This is a genomic window from Paenibacillus kribbensis (assembly GCF_002240415.1).
GTDB lineage: Bacteria > Bacillota > Bacilli > Paenibacillales > Paenibacillaceae > Paenibacillus > Paenibacillus kribbensis.
This window is the reverse complement of sequence record NZ_CP020028.1, coordinates 5,207,501-5,225,421: the sequence shown is the minus strand read 5'-3', so window position 1 is coordinate 5,225,421 and position 17,921 is coordinate 5,207,501. Positions and strand designations below refer to the sequence as shown.

Genomic DNA, 17,921 nt, shown 5'->3' with positions numbered 1-17,921 from the left:
GCAAGCTAAAAACAGCCTCCCGAACCGCAGCTTTACTTGTTACACGGCTCGGGAGGCTTTTGAGTTGTTAGTTAATCAGTGCAGCTTTTTGTAAAAGCACATGCAGCACTTTGGCGGATGCCTCACGTGTTGTAGGTGCATTCGGCTTGAAGTAGGAGGAGTTTTGAATCGTTTCTCCGTTGATAATACCTGCTGCACTCACTTTTTCAATGCTGTCCTTGGCATAGCCTGCAAAGGATGAAGCATCATGATACGGTGTACGTGCAGGGCCATCGACGGGGGCTTTAATTTGAAGCAGGTCTACAGCTTTACCCAGTATGACAGCAATTTCCTGACGACTGATATTAGCGTTCGGATCAAACTTGTCGCTGTTGCGGCCTGTAATCAATCCGGCTTCATAAGCGGCCGCCACATCGCCGGTATACCAGCTGCCTGCAGGAATATCACTGAATGGCGCAGCAGTGCCTGGTGTCAGGCCAAGTGCCCGGGTTGTCAGAGCTGCAAATTCTGCCCGTGTCACGTTTTTTTTCGGTGAGAAAGTTGTATCGGTTGTACCGTTAATCAGCAGCTTGTTCGCTAATGATTGAATTTCGGATTGGGCATACGATGTTGAAATGTCTTCGAAGCTGACAGGACGCGTCGCTGCCGCATACGTCGAGAAGCCCGGACGGCTTACCTTGACAACGGTAGATCCATCTGCCTGCTTGGTAAAGACGGATGGAACAGGATATATATTTCCGTTCGCTGTATAGAGCACACCGGCTGTACTCGGCTCAATTTGTCCTGGTACGGTAAAGGAACGGGTAATAAACTGCCCTGGAGCAATTTTGAGTGGTTGACTCTTGCCGCCAGTAATAACGTTAGCTTCAAACCCTACCGGTGTACCGATCACGGTCAAGCCTTTCAGCTTGTCTGTAAATGCGCTGCTATCCTGGGCCTGGCTGCTGATAACCACTTCAATGCCTGCACCTGCAGGAGCATTTTTCAGAACGGATATCGGCAAGGCCAGGGATGAACCTGTATGGCTGACAATCAGGCTGCTTCCTGCCGGAGCTTTGCCCAGCGTTGCCAGTTGTGCAGAAGTGAGCGCTGCTTTGGTTGTTTGGCCCGCCTGGCTGGCAGCTGATAATACGATAGCTGCTGGGCTGGAGCCTGCTGCCGTGACGGCAGCCTGCAAGTCTGCATCGGTTACTGTCAGCGATTGTACATTATTGTTGACCGCAACGGCTGTAGTCACAGCTTTGACAGCCTGTCCTTGCTTCACTACGGTTTGAAGTGAAGGAGCAGATGTAGCGACAGGAGTGGATGTGTTGGCTGCAGCAGAAGGTGTCGTATTGCTTCTGCCGCCACCACCACCACCTCCGCCGCCGCTACTGCCGGAAGAAGTATTATCCACTCGGATAGATATCATAGCGGTGAAGAATTTAGGGCCGTTTGTATTGGACTCAACTTCGCCTTTTGCATTCAGTTCAGGAGCACTTACTTCCAGCTTGTACACGCCGTCCTTCAAATGCTGAATGGCGAGCTGACCGCTAGCGTCCAGAACAGGCATTCCATTGGAATCAAATTCAACGTAGCTTCCATCGATATTATTGAAGGAGTATGCGCCTTGTTTGAGGCGGGCGTTTGCTCCTTGCTCCTTGGTAGTTGTAATTCCGTTGATCTGACCGATTAGCTTATCATCCAAACCATATATATAAAGTCCGATCTGGTTCGTTTTATCCGTAGTCAGGCGGAAAGTAAGATCTGCTGAGCGTTGAGTAGTTGTTCGATTTGGATAAATAATCGGGTTGTTGATGCTCAGATCCTGCAAACCGAAGCCTGTTGCCGGATTTTCTTTGCCGACATGAACGACGAATGGCAGATGTAGTGTTGGCAGTCCGGCGCTTTTCAGCATAACTTCCCCTTCATATACACCTGTGGCTGCTCCCGAATTGGGTTGTACAGACAGGAAGAATGGCTGGGATTTACCTGGTTCCGCCGAGATTGCGCCATTCGCGCCGACACCTTGCAGCTGCACGGCAATGTTGCTCACGTCAGGTGTAGCAATTGGTTTCGTGGGATCAGAGGTTACATTTTTATGCAAAATGTAGCTGGCTTCATATTTTACAGGGCTAGCGGACAAATTTTTGAGCTGAAGCTGAATTTGCTTCGCATCACTACCTGGTCGCATCACCCCGAAGCTGGCGGAAGGATTGTAATTCACAACCTCCTGCCGATTAAAGTTTTTGTCGAGAATCGTAATCTTTTCGACAGTTTCCAGCAGGGCTGGCGTCTGAATTGCATTCGCGATGTTTACAAGGCCTGCACCTTGGGAATACACATCATATTGGATCTTATCCTCATTAAAAAGTGTAACCGAAGTGTTTGCGAGAGCAGCACGGATATCGAAAGGTGTCCAGTTTGGATGCTGCTGCTTCAACAGCACAGCAAGTCCGGCCACATGTGGAGAGGCCATACTGGTTCCGTTGCTGCGTTTGTAAGCATGCTCATAAGAAGCATCCGGGTAGAACTTGGCGAAGGCAGGATAGGTTGACATAATGCCAACACCCGGTGCGCTCACATCCGGCTTGATACTAAGCAGCTCATCTCCGTTTGGTCCGCGGGAGCTGAATGCGGCCATGGTATTGCCTGCATTATCTGTCCGAATATAATCTTTTCCAAAACTGATAAAGAATTTCTGTTTGCTGTTTTGGCTTTCAATGATTTGTCTTGCCAGCGCCCGGCCTTCCTTTCCTATCATGTCAAAGGTAGGGATGTAATCCACACCATCACCCTGATTTGAATTAATGTAACCGTCGTAACCAGGGATAGCTTCGTTCAGATTGGCTTGAGTGCTGTCGTCAGATTTGGGTTGACCATTAAAAATAATAATAGCCTTCGCACCATTTTGTTGTGCGTTCGCGATTTTGTCTACGAAGCCCAGGGCGCCACGTGAAACGATTACAACTTTACCTTGTACATCTTTAGAAGTGAAATCATCCGGATATCCCAAATTGGCATATACTAATTCCAATGGTTCTGTCCCTAAAATAGAAGCGAAATCCTCATGAAACGTTTGCCAACTCATCGTGTTAAGATTGTAGTAGGTATCTGATGTAACTGTCATAAGCTTCCCATCATTTCCATAGGTAGAAAAATTAACCGATGCTCTATTAGAGTAGCTATGGCTCGGAGAAGTTGCTGCACCGACGGAAATTGCCAACTGGGATGTTGCGGGGGAACCCATCGAATAGAAATATGGGCCTTCCTGCGCAGCATTACCGTTCGCAACGACCGCAACTACGCCGGAAAGCACGGCATTATTGATGGCAATGGAGTCCGGAGAGTTCGGGTCTTTCTCAGAGTCGGAGCCGAGTGACAGGTTAATAACGTTCATGCCGTCTTTGACAGCGCGCTCAATACCGTCAATGACCTGTGCGGAGGAACCGGAGGAGCGCCCCGTCTTGGCATTGCGTCCAAGCACTTTATAAACGTATAAGTCCGATTTATAGGCAATGCCTTTTTGCACAATTTCCGAAGACGTATTCGCTGCTTGACCAGCGATTGTACCGGAGACGTGAGTACCGTGTGTTGTTCCGCTAAAACCTGTGCCATAGGGGTCGTTCTCTTTATCAAGCAATGGTTCCTCGTAAGGATCGTTATCCTGCTCAAAAGAGTCATATCCACCCTTGTAAGCCGCTTTCAAATCCGGATGCTCATAATCGATACCGGTATCGATAACCCCGACCTTGATTCCTTCACCTGTTAATCCTTTTGCCCAGGCTTCGGGAACACCAATTTGATCCAGCGGTGCATTGTCATAGGTTGCTTCATTGGCTGTAAGTGTTGGTGGGTCCTGTACGGGGATAGAATAATATGTTTTGTTTTCGTGAATGGACTTTACGCCTGGCAGTTTAGCCAGTTCAGGAATTTTATTGGCTGGCAGCGTGACCTCCAAGCCATTAAGCACCGTGTTGTATTGGTAATTCACCTGAAGAGAAATACCGTGCTCTGCGGCTTCGTCCACGAATGTGGTTTGTTCCGTGTCAATAGCGGCTTCGGCTTTTTGCTCAGACTGGGCAGTGAAGGCTCGGGCGACTGACCGTGCGGCGTACTTGTCCACGGCTATAGGCTCACCATCAAGCTGCACAATGACCCTGACCTGGCGGGAAGAATCCGTGCTCAGCTCTGGCGAGATGAAGGCCGGAGCTGCCTCGACTGTCAATGCCTCCTGGGCTTTCAAAAACGAACCGATTTGCAGATCTGCGGTAGCAGCAGAGCTGATAGACGGCAGAGACAAGCTTACCGTCAAGGCAAGAGCGAGTGATACGACAGGTATCTTTCTCAAAACGATCGGCTTTTTCAAAGATTTCCCTCTTTTCAATCAAAATATGATATGTCTACATACTAGGATTTGAAGCCACTGCCGCTGTTCTTACGCCTCCCTTAATAACAAAAATAATAGAATTGACCACTGGTGACTAACTTGCCAGTTTTGAGGCATATCTTACCATATGGGTGGGATATATTACTATACGTTTTTAATATTTTTAGAAAAATTAAGGGGAATTTCATGTATATATTCCATGGAAGTGTTATGAGTTTACTAGATTATTTTTGAAATTGTTCGAAGGGGAATGGGAGAATGCGAGATTTAATGATATAATCTGCATTGGAATTGTTGAGTTTCACAATCATGTAAAATGATTAACGCAAAGGAGTCGATTATGTTGGCAAAAACGTTGATTTTCGGGCATAAAAATCCGGATACGGATACCATTTGCTCAGCTATTGCTTATGCACATTTGAAAACCAAACTGGGTGCGGACGTAGAGCCGGTCCGTCTGGGTGAGGTAAACGGGGAAACGCAGTATGCACTGGATTATTTCAAAGTGAGCGCACCGCGTCTGGTTGAGCAGGTTGCTGAAGAAACGGACAGCGTCATTCTGGTCGATCATAATGAACGCCAGCAAAGTGCTGTTGATATTGACAAAGTAACGGTAACTGAAGTCATCGACCATCACCGGATCGCTAACTTTGAAACAAGCCAGCCGTTATACTTCCGTGCTGAACCTGTGGGCTGCACCGCTACCATTTTGAACAAGCTTTACAAGGAAAACGGTGTTGCGGTTCCGAAAGAAATCGCAGGTTTGATGTTGTCGGCGATCATTTCGGATTCCCTGCTGTTCAAATCCCCAACCTGCACCGATCAAGACGTAGCTGCTGCTCGTGAGCTGGCTGAAATTGCTGGTGTAGATGCAGATCGTTACGGTTTTGATTTGCTTAAAGCGGGTGCTGATTTGAGCGGTCACACGATTGAGCAGCTGGTAAGTCTGGATGCAAAGGAATTCCAGATGAACGGACGCAAAGTGGAAATTGCACAGGTGAACGCGGTAGACGTGAACGACGTGTTATCCCGCCAAGCTGAACTGGAAGCTGCCTTGTCCCAAACCATTGAAGCCAAAAACCTGGATCTGTTCCTGTTCGTCGTAACGGATATCGTGAACAGTGATTCCATTGGTATTGCGCTGGGAAGCCAGGCACAAGCGGTTGAAAAAGCCTACAATGTGCAGCTGGACGACAACAAAGCTGTTCTGAAAGGCGTTGTATCCCGCAAATCGCAAATCGTCCCTGTATTGACAGACGCCTTTAACAGTCTGTAAATTTCATAGATTGGGATGGCAAGCTACACGCATGCGCGACTATCGGGCTCAGGATGCATGTTAGCTGCCATTACGAAAATAAGCCTCTTAAACCCAACTGCGTCAAAGCAGGTGGAAGCAGGAGGCTTATTTTTTCTTTAGTCTTCATACCATTTGTCTCCCGTCATTTTGGGGTCTGTCAGACCATAGCCTTTAACATCTTCAAAGGCGGAACGTACGTGAGATAAATAGGTTTGAAACTGATTAATTTCCGATTCACTAAAGTCCGACATCAGACGTGAGGCCAGTCCTATGAAAAAAGGGTCCATCTGTTTAATTTTCCCTCTCCCTTTGTCATTCAGGGAAACAAACACGCCTCGTTTGTCATTGGGATCATCGTACTTGTTAATGTATCCATCCTGTTCAAGGGAAATAACCATAGAACTGATTGCTGCCCGGCTTACACCCATCTTTTCAGCCAAGGTAGAAGGAGAAGACATTTCATCCCTTTGCGCAGAGAGTACACAAAGCGCTATATATTGCCCGTAGGAGAGACCAAATTCACGCGAGCGTTTCTCCATGTTTTTACGTATTTCATATGTTATGGAAAATAAATCCACTAAAACGCCAATCGGCTTGTTGCCACCCGGAAACAAATTATAAGCCAGTTGACGAATTTCGGAGTCCAAGAAAAAGAACATACGATTCACCTCAATGTAGTTAATTAGTTAACTGTAATTTAATTAACCACTGGTTGCAATGATTTATACAAACTTTATTCCGCATTTTTTTTGAAAGTGTATCTGCCAAGCGTCATATCCAAGGGCCGATGCACTGTTCAATGTTCTGATTGACAAAGGCTTGTATGGAGGGCTGGCGAAGGGTGCGTCCTTCCTGCCATCGCCACTCACTATATTGAACCTTGGCGGTATACATGGGCTGCACCCAAATTGCGTCTTGATGACGATCCGGTTTATTGACAAAAGGTCGCTCCGAAATCGTATGTGGCATGAGGCGCTCGGTAAGCTGACGCCAATCTTCCCGAGTCAGCTTGCCCGTACCTGCATGTCCAATGTATCGCAGCTTTCCCTGCTTATCATACTGACCCAGCAGTACAGCATTAATAACGCCACCGTTTAGGGTATAGCCTCCGATGATGGCAATGAGATCGCCATAATTTTTGACCTTGATCCATCGTCCGTCCTGCCCACCCAATGTGTATGAGCTGTCCAACCTTTTACATACGATGCCCTCCATACCTTGGCTGCACATGACCTGGAATAGCGCTTGTCCGTCAGGATGGGCAGGAGCCAGTTGGATCCGTTCATTTGGTATTATGATCTGCTGCAGCAGATCAAGCCTTTCTTGCAACGATCTGCGATGAACCCACTCCCCGTTCAGATAAACAATATCAAACAGCATATAGGTGGCGGGCACAGCTCTATAGGCTGCTTGAATCCGATCCGTTCGGCGAATCAGATCGCGTCGCATGATTTCATGGAATGATGGCTTGCCATCGGCACCGAGTGCGATCATTTCCCCGTCCAGTATGACCGAGTCTGCCCGACAGTAGGAGGAAAAGGGAGCCAGCTCCGGGTACAAAGGCGTTCGTTCATGCTGCTTGCGGTTGAACAGACGCGTGCTGCCATGGTCGTGATACGTCAAAATTCTCGTGCCGTCCCATTTTATTTCGTAACGCCAAAGATTTTTATCTACAGGAATTTCTTCACTTTGCTCGGGTTCAAACGGGATGACAGGCTTCATTTCCGAATGCAAATGCGACACCTCCCTTAGCCTTTGTACAATACATGTAGTGTCGACGACAGGTCTTTTTTTATGTATAAGATGTTTCGCTGGTCCCCAAATCGGGGAATGATAAGGATATCCTGCATTACAGGATTTTTTTTCAGGTAGAAAGGGGAGCGGTTGCATGAGGCAAATTCGTGAGGAGGACCATGCGGTAGTCATGGTGGAGGATGGACAGGTGGTTGCAGAAGTAGGCTATAAATCCATAGATGACCACTCTTTGGTCATTGACCATACATTTGTATCGGAGCAGCTGCGAGGGCAAAAGATCGGCAAGGAACTGATCGACAAGGTTGTGGACATGGCGAGGGATCAGCATAAAAAGGTTGTTCCAGCTTGCTCCTATGCGCTGGCCTTGTTCAAGCGCCATCAGGAATACAGTGACGTTTGGCAGCAGTAAATGCGGGACATGGCTCAGGTGTACAATCGTCGCCGCAACACCGGATCAGGTAATCAGACCTTCCGGTGTTTTTTGGTGTAGCACATTTTCAGACAGAACGCTGTGAAATTGTTCATACTGTTGTCACTTCACAGGCTGTACTTGTGTTCTATATAATATATTAAGGTTATGACTCTGACAGAAAATGAAAACCTGAATTTGAACGAAGGAGACGCTTATTATGAGTAAAGCGAGTGAGGACAAGCAGTATGTTCCAACGAGCAATCGTAATTTTACAGCCTTGATTATCACCGTTTCCATTATAGCCAACGTGATTATTTTGCTGCTATTCTTTTCGCCGATCGGATACCAGGGAGGTGTAAGCTTCGATATCACGATTTTCCCAAGGCTAAATGCGATTTTTAACAGCTTCACCTTTATTTTTCTGGTGGCTGCGCTGATTGCTATTTTCAAAAAGAACATCAAGGTGCATAAAACTTTTATTTTGCTGGCCTTTGCCAGTACCGTTTTATTTTTATTTTCCTATCTGACCTTCCACTACATTTCGCCGGAAACTGCAAAATATGGCGGGGTGGGGATTCTTCGGCCGATCTACTTTACGCTGCTGATTTCCCATAGCATCCTAGCGGCAGTTATCGTACCGCTGGCGCTGTTCACGGTTGTTTGGGGATGGACCATGCAGGTGGCCAAGCACCGCAAAATTGCGCGCTGGACCATGCCAATTTGGCTGTATGTCAGCTTGACCGGGGTGCTCGTGTACGTATTTATGGCTCCTTATTATTAATAGCTAACCTTGATTCAACCCTCCGTAGGTTCAATGAAGCAAAAAAGACGTCTCTGCTGTCTGAGGCGTCTTTTTTATGCTTATATAAGCCAAACGCGAAAAACGAACACAAGAAAAATTATTCCTTCTTAATTTATTTTATTGAAAAAATGTTCCTTCTCTACCGGCAATTCTGTTATAATTTACCTTAATCAACTAAGAACAAGGGGGTCACCATGTGATAAAGAAAGCGAAAGGCAGGTTGCGGTTGCTTGTATCTATGCTGGCGCTGGTTGTACTGCTAAGCAGCTGCGGTGGCGGAAGCTCAAAACCGGAAAACGTAAACGGGGAGAAAGTGACATTGCAATTTTGGACGATTGCGTTACAACCCACATTTACCCCGTATTTTAACCGAGTGATTGCCGATTATGAGCAGAAGAACCCCGATGTCAAAATTGACTGGAAGGACTACCCTTACGATGCGGTGACCAACAAGCTGTTGACGAGTATTGCTAGCGGGAGCAGTCCGGATGTGGTCAATCTCAATACGGAATTCGCCAGCCAAATGGGCTCCAAGGGTGCTGTTGTTGATATGAATGAGTATTTGTCCCCAGAGGAGAAGGCTGCTTATTTCGAAGGTATCTATAATTCCACAGTCATTAATGGAAAGGCTTACGCATTACCTTGGTATACGGGCACGGAAGTGCTTTACATGAATACGAAACTGGTGAAGGCTGCCGGATTGGACCCTGCCCATCCGCCCAAAACACGGGAAGAGCTGTCAGAATGGGGCCGCCAGGTCAACAGAAAATTAGGCAAAGCAGGTTATGCGCAGCAGCTTGTATCCAAGCTTTTTGCCATAGATGGCATTCCGATTTTGAATAAAGAAAAGACTGCCGCTGCGTTCAATACGCCGGAAGCGGTCACTATGATCAATAATCTAAAAAAACAAATGGAAGATGGCGTCATCCTTAAAGAAGACGCTGATTTTGCACAGCAAGTGAAATATTATGCCGGAGAGCAGGTTGCTTTCGAGCTGGCAGGCCCAACGTTTATCAATTTTATCAAAACGGCGGCGCCGGACGTATATAAGAACACGATCGCTGTTCCTGTACCTACAGGTAAAGCCGACGTACGACTGTCCAACTCCATGGACCTGGTCGTACCGACCAAGTCTGCTCATGTGAATGAAGCGGTGAAGTTTGCTGTTTTCCTGACAAATGCGGAGAGCCAGACGGCTTTTTCCAAAGCGGCTAATACGCTGCCTTCTACAAAGGATTCCATTAAAGACCCGTACTTCACGCAGTCAGATCAATCACTGGAAGCACAGGCGAAGGTGGTATCTGCGCAAAGCCTGGATAAGGCGACAGACTACATGGTCGGTGTGCCTAATGCCAAGGACGTGAACAGTGCTGTTACACGTGCTTTTCAGAATATTTTATTAAACGGAACGGACACGAAGCAAACGCTCACTGCTTTGGAGGAGGAAGTGAATGACATTTTAAAGCAGTAGGCTCAGCAGGGGAGTGAAGTGAATGCTCCCCTGTTCATTTAACAAAAACGGGTGGTGATGCAGCATGATCAAATGGTTGAGGTCGGAATCCTTTACGGCCTGGGCCTTTATGACGCCGGGACTGTTGTTGCTTGCCGTCTTTGTATTTTGGCCTATTATCTACAGCATCCCGCTGGCCTTGACGGACTATTCGGTCATATCGGATACCCATTATGTCGGTCTCGCTAATTTCGAGGCAGCGTTTAAGGACCGCAACTTCCTCATTTCGGTCTGGAACTCATTAGTGTATGTGCTCATTGTTCCCTTTCTCCAGATTTTCTCCATCCTGATGGCTGTGCTGGTGAATAGCCGTATACCGGCCATTAAAATATTTCGAACGACCTATTACATTCCTGTCGTAACTTCCATGGTAGCCGTGGCCTTAATATGGAGCTGGCTGCTGGGCAATAACAGCGTCGTGAACTATCTGCTCATCAAGGTCGGCATAATCAGCAGGGAGATACACTGGTTATCGGACAGTAATTTGGCCTTGTATGTACTCATGTTCATCACGATGTGGAAGGGACTCGGGTATTATATGATGCTCTATCTGGCAGGCTTACAGAACATTCCACAAGATCTGTACGAAGCTGCCAGAGTGGATGGGGCAAGCCGCTGGCGGCTGATCGTTCATATAACCCTACCGTTATTAAGGCCCTACATCCTGTTTTGCACACTCATTTCGCTTATGGCGGCTATTCGTGTATTTGACGAAGTGTATGTGCTGACCAAGGGTGGGCCGGGGACGGCCACGTTGACCTCCAGCTTGTATATTTTCCAAAAAGGGATGGAGCAGTTTAACTTTGGTTATGCCTCGGCGCTTGGCTTGATTGTCGGCGCAGTGATTGGGGTGCTCAGTATTATCGTATTCCGATTCAATAGGAAAGGTGGTGTCAATCCCTATTGATGACTCTACAAAATGACCAAAAGCTACACTCACCCCTTCCGAAAAACAAAAATAGCCGGATCACACGCAGCCTGGGGCGAATGGTGAGAATGATGGTGATCTATGTATTGCTGGTGCTGCTCGCTCTTTTTTTAATGGGACCGTTTCTGTGGCTGCTTAGCGTATCGCTCATGCCGGGCCGCAACATTTTTTCATCGCCGCCCGCCATTTTCCCGACCTTTATTGATTTTGACAATTATGTTCAGGTGTGGCAGTTTATGAATTTTCCAAAGTATATCCTGAATACGGTGATTATTACAGTGCTGGGTGTTGTGCTTAATGTAATACTCGCCAGCCTGACGGGATATCCCTTGGCCGTATTTCATTTTAAGGGTAAAAACCTGGTGTTTACACTGCTGATTGCCACGATGATTATTCCTTCTTACACCGCATTTATTGTGCATTATTTGACCATTCAAGGACTTCATCTGGGCAACACCTATTTGGGTGTGGTACTGCCCGGAGCGGTCTCAGTGTTTAACATTTTTCTGATGCGGCAGACGTTTATTCATATTCCTACCGATGTGCGTGATTCCGGCAAAATGGATGGCGCTTCGGAGTTTCGAATCTGGTGGCAGCTGGTGCTTCCGTTGGTGAAGCCGGCGCTCGCCGTGATTTCTTTGCTGGAGGCCATGTCGTTCTGGAACAGCTTTCTGTGGCCTATCGTTATTTTGAACGACACGGAGCTATACCCGCTTGCGGCTGCGCTCACCTATCTCAACGGCCAATTTGCCTATAACTTCGGCTGGATTGCAGCGGGCACGATGATTTCAGTGCTGCCGATTATTATATTGTTCCTGTTTACGCAGCGCTACTATATGGAAGGTCTGGCAGGAGCGGTGAAAGGCTAGGCTGGAAATTCCCGCTACAGATAGCCCGTGAATGGAAGGAGAGGCGATTGCAATGGGATTAACACCGCAGGAGATTCAATATTATTTTCGGGATGCATATGACAGTGGAGAAAAACTGGTTGTACCTGAACCGCGTCTGATCTGTGAGCTGTCCTCCCGCTTTGCGATGAATCAGGAGTATGAAGGTGTGTTGGACCCCGAGGGACCGATCAAGCTGATTTTGCCTCCGGGACCGGGTGTGCCGACTGAAACACGAGGCAGCGTGCAGCTGGTACTGGAGTATGATGGAGCACTCGTTGCAGACGGATATCGTCTGGAGATTCAGAAGGAGGGCCGGATTGAAATCCATGCTTCCAATAAAAGAGGGCTCAAATACGGCATGGATGCCCTGCATCTCCTGCTTCAGGTTGAACAGGAGCGATGTACTCTGCCCGTGATATCTCTGAGAGATGAGCCTTCATTTCCGGTCAGAGGAATTATTGAAGGCTTTTACGGAGAGCCGTGGAGCTTCGCAGATCGGCTGGATGCCGTCTCTTTTATGGCTGCGCATCGGATGAACACGTTTATGTATGCCCCCAAGGATGATCCGTATCATCGCGAGCTATGGCGGGAGCCGTATCCTGAGGATACATTTGCACAGATTCGCGAATTAAAAGAAGCCTGCGACCGGAATGAGGTTGATTTTCATTACTGTATCAGTCCAGGGAATGATCTGAGCTTTGGCAGCGATGAAGATTTTGCTAGGCTGACAGAAAAGCTGGCGGCTGTGGTAGCTATTGGCGTAAGGCACTTTGCTGTCTTAATGGATGATATTGACTATGTGCTAAAAGGGGAAAACCGACATTTGCTGGGTCGCTCGGGTCACGCTCATGTCTTTTTGACCAACAAGGTGCATACATGGCTGACCGAGCGGCTGCCTGAGTTTACACTGACGGTGTGCCCTTCGGAGTACTGGTCGTATTGGGATACGGAATATAAAAAGGATTTCCGTGAGCGCCTGCACCCGGAGATTAAAGTGTTTTGGACGGGGTACTTTGTTTTTGCCCCGCAGATTAGTCGAGAGCATGCCGCTGAGAATCATGCATTCTTTGGGCATGAGCTATGGCTGTGGGATAACATCCCGGTAAATGATTGCGACCGTGATCGCTTGTTTCTCGATCCACTACGTGGAAGGTATTCCAGGCTTCCGGACTGTGGACATACCGGGATGGTAGCCAATCCGATGAATCAATGGGAGTGCTCCAAAGTGACGCTCATTACGATGGCCCACTACATGTGGAACAGTGAGCGGTACATGCCGGAGCTCTCTTGGGCATGGGCTGCGCGTGAGCTGGCGGGCGAGCGCACGGGAGAATTTATGTTTTTCTGCCGTCAAAACAGGAACAGCCGCCTGGGCGGCAACACGTATGAGGACGTGGATTTTGCCTTGCAATCGCGCGATATTCCTGCGCTGGATATGTACTTTGAGCGGCTGCTTCAGGCCGTGAACGTCCTGCGGAACGTACCGGCCGATGACCCTGCGGCCGGGTTCGTGTCCCAGGCAGCGCCATGGCTGGATCGTGCCGAGCTGGACGTGAGCCTGTGGCGAGTGCTGCGACAAGCCGTGCTCAGCAGCGGACGGCAGGATGATGCCCGATCACGGGGGAGCGGCACGCAAAGCGAAGTGACTGGCGGGCAAGAGCCGCCGCCGTTGAAGGACGAAATCATAGCCGAGCTGCGTAGCGGCATAACCGCTTGTCTGGAGGCGACAGCCCGGCTGGGCAGCAATCCGGCTATCCGTGCTGCCGAGCAGTGGGGCTACGTCTGTCAGGATGAACCGGGCAAATATCGGCTTAATCTATAGGCTTTAGCTGTTGGAGAGAAACCAGACAGCGTAATTGCTCTGAAAATCATGACCGCTGTGAGCATAGCCGTAAGCATAACAGTAATTTTCAGGAGAGGTGGAGCGTGTGGTGAAGCCAAACACCCGTGTACTTTTTGTACCGCTGGATGAACGGCCCTGTAATTATGAATTTCCTTATTTATTGGCCCAGGGCACAGATTTGCAAATGGAGCGGCCTCCATTGGAATGGATGGGACAAAAGAAAACCCCCGGCGATACGACCAGACTATGGGCGTGGCTCGAAGAGCGTGCGGCTGCTGCTGATGGAGCCATTATTGCGATGGATACGTTGCTGTACGGTGGAATTGTACCTTCTCGATTGCATGAAATGACGAGTGAGCAGGTCAGAGGCAGGGTGAATCGCCTTCGCAGGCTCAAACAGCTTTATCCGCAGCTGACTTTGTATGCATTTCAACTGATTATGCGTTGTCCACAATACTCTTTGGCTGATGAAGAACCGGATTACTATGCCGATTGGGGGCGTGAGATATTCAGGAAGGGCTTCATTGAGCATCGTCAGGAGCTGGGAATCGCTATCTCAGAGGAAGTGCTTGAATTAACCGACATCAATCAACGCTTGCCTGTAGAAATACTAGGGGATTATTTAGGTCGTCGCCGTGTGAATCTGGAGGCTAATGAAGCGGCACTGGAGCTGGTGGCAGAGGGCGTTATTGATTTTATGGTTATTCCACAGGATGATTCGGCCCCCTATGGCTATACCGCCAAGGATCAGCAGCAGCTAAGAAGTCGTATTTCCGAACTCGCTCTAGATTTAAACGTGTATATGTATCCAGGAGCAGACGAGGTCGGATGTACGTTGCTGGCGCGTTGGGTTAACCAGGCGAATCAAGCTGTACCGCTGATATATCCCCGCTTGTCCGCCTTGCAAGGGGCATTCGTTGTTCCGCTTTTTGAGGATCGCTACTTTTATGAAACTTTAAAATATCAGATTATGGCAGCAGGCGGGCTGATTGCTTCCTCAGCAGCGGAGGCTGATTTGATTTTGTTGGCTAATACCCCTGGCGACACGATGGCAGAAGCTTCATCCCAGCAGTGTGCAATGGCCGGATATGATGTACATCGGAATGTAGTAGAGCTGGTCGAATACGGCGCTCACATGCTGCATTATGAGGGCAAAAACATTGCCGTCGCTGATGTAGGCTATGCCAATGGTGCAGATCTCAAGCTGCTTAGACTATTGAAGCAAAAAGGACTGCTTTTTAAGCTGGCAGGCTATGCAGGCTGGAATACCAGCTCTAATACGCTCGGTACGGTCATTGCCCAGTCTATGCTGTATACCCGCTATGGGCCTACGATAGAGCATCTGGACTTTCTGGCACTGCGTTACGCCGAAGACGCCTGTTATTGCGCTGTGGTGCGTACCGCTATGAATAATGGAATTGTGGAACAGATGGGCTTTAACAAGTTTATGCTCGATGGACAGAGGGGCTCGGTTGCTGCGGTTATTCGCGAGCGGCTGGAGCGGGCGCTTGAGGAGTATGTGAACGGGCCGGAGGGCTGCGTGAAAATAACAGATTGCTATATGCCGTGGAACCGCACCTTTGAAGTCGGATTGACCGTACGGCATGATGCCGAGGAGAGAGGGTGATCCCCATAGGAATAGAAGGTGTTCTATCACAAGTGCAGCACGGCCTGATCGTATCCTGTCAGGCGCTTCCAGATGAACCATTGCATGGAGCGGATTCCATGGTTAAAATGGCGCGTGCCGCACAGCAGGGCGGAGCCGTAGCGATTCGCGCCAACGGGGCAACAGATGTGCGTGCGATTAAACAGGCGCTTTCTCTGCCAGTCATCGGTTTGATTAAGCGCGAATATGAAGATTCTGATATTTACATTACGCCGACTCTTCGCGAGATGGAGGAACTGGTTGAGGCGGGCGCGGATATCATCGCGCTGGATGCCACACTGCGTCCGCGTCCGGGAGGATGCAAGCTCAAGCGGCTCATAGATTACGCCCATGAGCATGGAGTAACTTCCATGGCGGATATATCGACATTGGAGGAGGCGCTTCATGCGGCTTCCCTTGGTGTAGGCTGCGTATCCACAACATTGTCCGGTTATACGCCATACTCTGCTCAGATGGATGGCCCTGATCTGGAACTGGTTCGAAGAGCGTCGGAACTGGTTCCCGTTCCTTTAATTGCAGAGGGCAGAATCCATGATCCGGCACAAGTAGAGGAAGCATTTCGGCTGGGTGCACATGCAGTGGTTGTAGGCTCGGCGATTACCAGACCTCAATTGATTACGCAGCGGTTTGCCGATGCCGCAAGGAAGGCAGTGAAGAGCATCTATGGAGATGAACGACAGAATTAACACGTATTTTCCTTCATTAACAAAATCGGAGCAAAAAGTCGCCTTGTGCGTACTCGAGCGCCCCGCAGATATCATCTATTTCTCCGTAACGGAGCTGGCTGATTTTGCAGGCACAGGTGAAACGACCGTCATGCGTTTTTGCCGGAAGATTGGTTTCAAAGGCTATCAGGATTTCCGGCTGTCCCTGGCGCAAAACCAAACTTATCGCAAAACCGATATAGGCGGGGAAAGCTTTGACCCGGATAACGAACATGATATCACCCGCACAGTGTATCACAACATGCTCGATATTTTGCACTCCAGCATGGGGCTTCTGGACCATTCAGAGCTGGGACGCGCGATAGCGTGTCTCAATCAGGCGGGCTATGTACAATTTTTTGGTGTAGGCGCTTCGGGGATTTCTGCGCAGGATGCCAAAAACCGCTTCTTACGAATCGGGCGGCGCGCCGAGGCTGTGGCAGATAGTCATATTCAGTCGATGATGGCGGTATCCATGAAGTCCGGGGATGTGGCTATCGGAATAAGTGTATCGGGAAGTACGCTGGATACGAACGACATGCTGTACAAGGCCAAGCAAAACGGTGCGACCGTTATTGCCATTACGAATTATGCAAAATCGCCAATCACCTCTATTGCAGATATCGTGTTATTGACTGCGGGCAAGGAAGCCCCGATGGAGGGCGGCTCAATTGGCGCTAAAATCTCACAGCTATTCGTGATTGACCTCCTCTGTGAAGGACTTGCACGCAAGCACACCAATCACACCAAGCAGATGAAGGAAAAAACAGCGAGGGCGGTTATTGAGCGCAGCTATTGAGATTTTAATGTGGAGTATTATATTTTGGTTCAACACCAACGTGTGAATGAAATACAAGGCAGCTACCTTAAGAAGGCTTATATAAATGCTTATATTGTGGGGCAATGGGGAGGACGCTGTGGTGGCAGATGCTGTGAACAGAGTCATTGGAATTGACATTGGAGGTACATCGGTAAAAGCCGCCCTAGTGGCGCGGGATGGAGCTGTACTTGATGAGATCCGACTGGATACAGACGCTTCCCGTGGACGTGAATGGGTACTATCGCGGGTGTCCGAGTCGGTATGTCGACTGACGCGTTCTTTTGGAGACACCAGCGTGAATATTGGTATAGATGCTCTGGGAATTGCCACCGCAGGCAGAGTCAATGTGGAGAGCGGTGAAGTTGTGTATGCCACCGACAACCTGCCTGGCTGGCAAGGTACATCCTTGGTAACGTGGGCTAGAGAAAAGCTGGCTGTACGCGCCATTGCTGATAATGATGCGAACGCCGCTTTGCTTGGAGAGGCGTGGCAGGGAGCAGGAAAGGGCAAGCAGCGCCTGGCTATGCTCACCTTGGGAACAGGTGTCGGCGGTGCATTTATGGAGCATGGCTTCCTGTGCAGAGGGGCTCATTGGAGCGGCGGTGATTGGGGACACAGTATTTTATTCCCGGGCGGTCTCCCCTGCAATTGCGGAAAAAAAGGCTGCGCTGAGCAGTATGTATCGGGCACAGCCCTGTTACGGCGGGGCGCGGAATATACGGGCAAGCTCTACCGCTCGGGGAACGAGATCATGCAGGAGGCCGCTCACGGTAACCTGGAGGCCATCCGGGTGCTGGACGAATACACCGCAGATTTAGCTGTGCTTTTGGCTAATATTTCGGTGACGCTTGATCCTGAGGCGATTATTGTAGGCGGGGGAGTGGCAGACGCAGGAGAGGTCTGGTGGCCCTTGCTGGAAAAGCAT

14 protein-coding genes (1 of these 14 cut by a window edge) are annotated in these 17,921 nt (G+C 49.0%); 11 read left to right on the top strand and 3 right to left on the bottom strand.

Going from position 1 to position 17,921, the window contains the following annotated elements; all coding sequences use genetic code 11:
• Positions 1-67 precede the first annotated feature (67 nt).
• The gene (locus tag B4V02_RS23330; protein ID WP_094156597.1) at positions 68-4,348 is read right to left on the bottom strand and encodes a S8 family serine peptidase; all 4,281 of its coding nucleotides are present in this window, start codon (positions 4,346-4,348) and stop codon (positions 68-70) included.
• 361 nt (positions 4,349-4,709) lie between these two features.
• On the opposite strand from B4V02_RS23330, the gene B4V02_RS23325 reads away from it, so the two are divergent.
• Positions 4,710-5,645, top strand: a complete 936-nt coding sequence (locus B4V02_RS23325) for a manganese-dependent inorganic pyrophosphatase (RefSeq protein ID WP_279628254.1) — start codon at positions 4,710-4,712, stop codon at positions 5,643-5,645.
• A gap of 137 nt (positions 5,646-5,782) precedes the next feature.
• Here B4V02_RS23325 and B4V02_RS23320 read toward each other — a convergent pair whose 3' ends face one another.
• Complete coding sequence (locus tag B4V02_RS23320; RefSeq protein ID WP_007428327.1) at positions 5,783-6,325, bottom strand: MarR family winged helix-turn-helix transcriptional regulator; 543 nt, start codon at positions 6,323-6,325, stop codon at positions 5,783-5,785.
• A gap of 112 nt (positions 6,326-6,437) precedes the next feature.
• Positions 6,438-7,388 (bottom strand): ATP-dependent DNA ligase, encoded by a 951-nt coding sequence (locus B4V02_RS23315; protein ID WP_167383817.1) that lies wholly within the window; start codon positions 7,386-7,388, stop codon positions 6,438-6,440.
• 166 nt (positions 7,389-7,554) lie between these two features.
• On the opposite strand from B4V02_RS23315, the gene B4V02_RS23310 reads away from it, so the two are divergent.
• From B4V02_RS23310 to B4V02_RS23265, 10 genes are all read left to right on the top strand, one after another.
• On the top strand, positions 7,555-7,830 hold the full coding sequence (locus B4V02_RS23310) for a GNAT family N-acetyltransferase (RefSeq protein ID WP_094156595.1): 276 nt from the start codon (positions 7,555-7,557) through the stop codon (positions 7,828-7,830).
• Between the two features lie 220 nt (positions 7,831-8,050).
• Positions 8,051-8,614 (top strand): DUF420 domain-containing protein, encoded by a 564-nt coding sequence (locus B4V02_RS23305; RefSeq protein ID WP_007428330.1) that lies wholly within the window; start codon positions 8,051-8,053, stop codon positions 8,612-8,614.
• A gap of 217 nt (positions 8,615-8,831) precedes the next feature.
• Positions 8,832-10,106 carry an ABC transporter substrate-binding protein gene (locus B4V02_RS23300; RefSeq protein ID WP_094156594.1) on the top strand — a complete coding sequence of 425 codons (1,275 nt, stop codon included), beginning with the start codon at positions 8,832-8,834 and terminating at the stop codon, positions 10,104-10,106.
• 64 nt (positions 10,107-10,170) lie between these two features.
• Positions 10,171-11,052: a carbohydrate ABC transporter permease gene (locus tag B4V02_RS23295; protein WP_094156593.1), complete on the top strand. Its 882-nt coding sequence runs from the start codon at positions 10,171-10,173 to the stop codon at positions 11,050-11,052.
• On the top strand, positions 11,052-11,942 hold the full coding sequence (locus B4V02_RS23290; protein WP_094156592.1) for a carbohydrate ABC transporter permease: 891 nt from the start codon (positions 11,052-11,054) through the stop codon (positions 11,940-11,942). Before B4V02_RS23295 ends, B4V02_RS23290 begins: the two co-directional genes overlap by 1 nt.
• 52 nt (positions 11,943-11,994) lie before the next feature.
• Complete coding sequence (locus B4V02_RS23285) at positions 11,995-13,785, top strand: protein O-GlcNAcase (protein WP_094156591.1); 1,791 nt, start codon at positions 11,995-11,997, stop codon at positions 13,783-13,785.
• A gap of 106 nt (positions 13,786-13,891) precedes the next feature.
• A complete protein-coding gene (locus B4V02_RS23280; protein ID WP_094156590.1) occupies positions 13,892-15,433 on the top strand; it encodes a DUF4127 family protein in 1,542 nt (513 codons plus the stop codon).
• A 5-nt stretch (positions 15,434-15,438) separates the two neighbouring features.
• Complete coding sequence (locus B4V02_RS23275) at positions 15,439-16,158, top strand: N-acetylmannosamine-6-phosphate 2-epimerase (RefSeq protein WP_094157074.1); 720 nt, start codon at positions 15,439-15,441, stop codon at positions 16,156-16,158.
• On the top strand, positions 16,136-16,975 hold the full coding sequence (locus B4V02_RS23270) for a MurR/RpiR family transcriptional regulator (protein WP_094156589.1): 840 nt from the start codon (positions 16,136-16,138) through the stop codon (positions 16,973-16,975). Before B4V02_RS23275 ends, B4V02_RS23270 begins: the two co-directional genes overlap by 23 nt.
• An 85-nt stretch (positions 16,976-17,060) precedes the next feature.
• Positions 17,061-17,921, top strand: the 5' portion of a protein-coding gene (locus B4V02_RS23265) for an ROK family protein (protein WP_094156588.1). The gene runs 105 nt beyond the window's last position; the window shows 861 of its 966 coding nt (coding positions 1-861); it begins with the start codon at positions 17,061-17,063; its stop codon lies off the right edge, out of view.

Excerpts from the sequence above, each read along its gene's own strand:
- B4V02_RS23290 (WP_094156592.1), top strand. The coding sequence starts at position 11,052 with ATGACTCTACAAAATGACCAAAAGCTACACTCACCCCTTCCGAAAAAC.
- B4V02_RS23295 (WP_094156593.1), top strand. The coding sequence starts at position 10,171 with ATGATCAAATGGTTGAGGTCGGAATCCTTTACGGCCTGGGCCTTTATG.
- B4V02_RS23285 (WP_094156591.1), top strand. The coding sequence starts at position 11,995 with ATGGGATTAACACCGCAGGAGATTCAATATTATTTTCGGGATGCATAT.
- B4V02_RS23310 (WP_094156595.1), top strand. The coding sequence starts at position 7,555 with ATGAGGCAAATTCGTGAGGAGGACCATGCGGTAGTCATGGTGGAGGAT.
- B4V02_RS23305 (WP_007428330.1), top strand. The coding sequence starts at position 8,051 with ATGAGTAAAGCGAGTGAGGACAAGCAGTATGTTCCAACGAGCAATCGT.
- B4V02_RS23325 (WP_279628254.1), top strand. The coding sequence starts at position 4,710 with ATGTTGGCAAAAACGTTGATTTTCGGGCATAAAAATCCGGATACGGAT.
- B4V02_RS23320 (WP_007428327.1), bottom strand. The coding sequence starts at position 6,325 with ATGTTCTTTTTCTTGGACTCCGAAATTCGTCAACTGGCTTATAATTTG.
- B4V02_RS23270 (WP_094156589.1), top strand. The coding sequence starts at position 16,136 with ATGGAGATGAACGACAGAATTAACACGTATTTTCCTTCATTAACAAAA.
- B4V02_RS23315 (WP_167383817.1), bottom strand. The coding sequence starts at position 7,388 with ATGAAGCCTGTCATCCCGTTTGAACCCGAGCAAAGTGAAGAAATTCCT.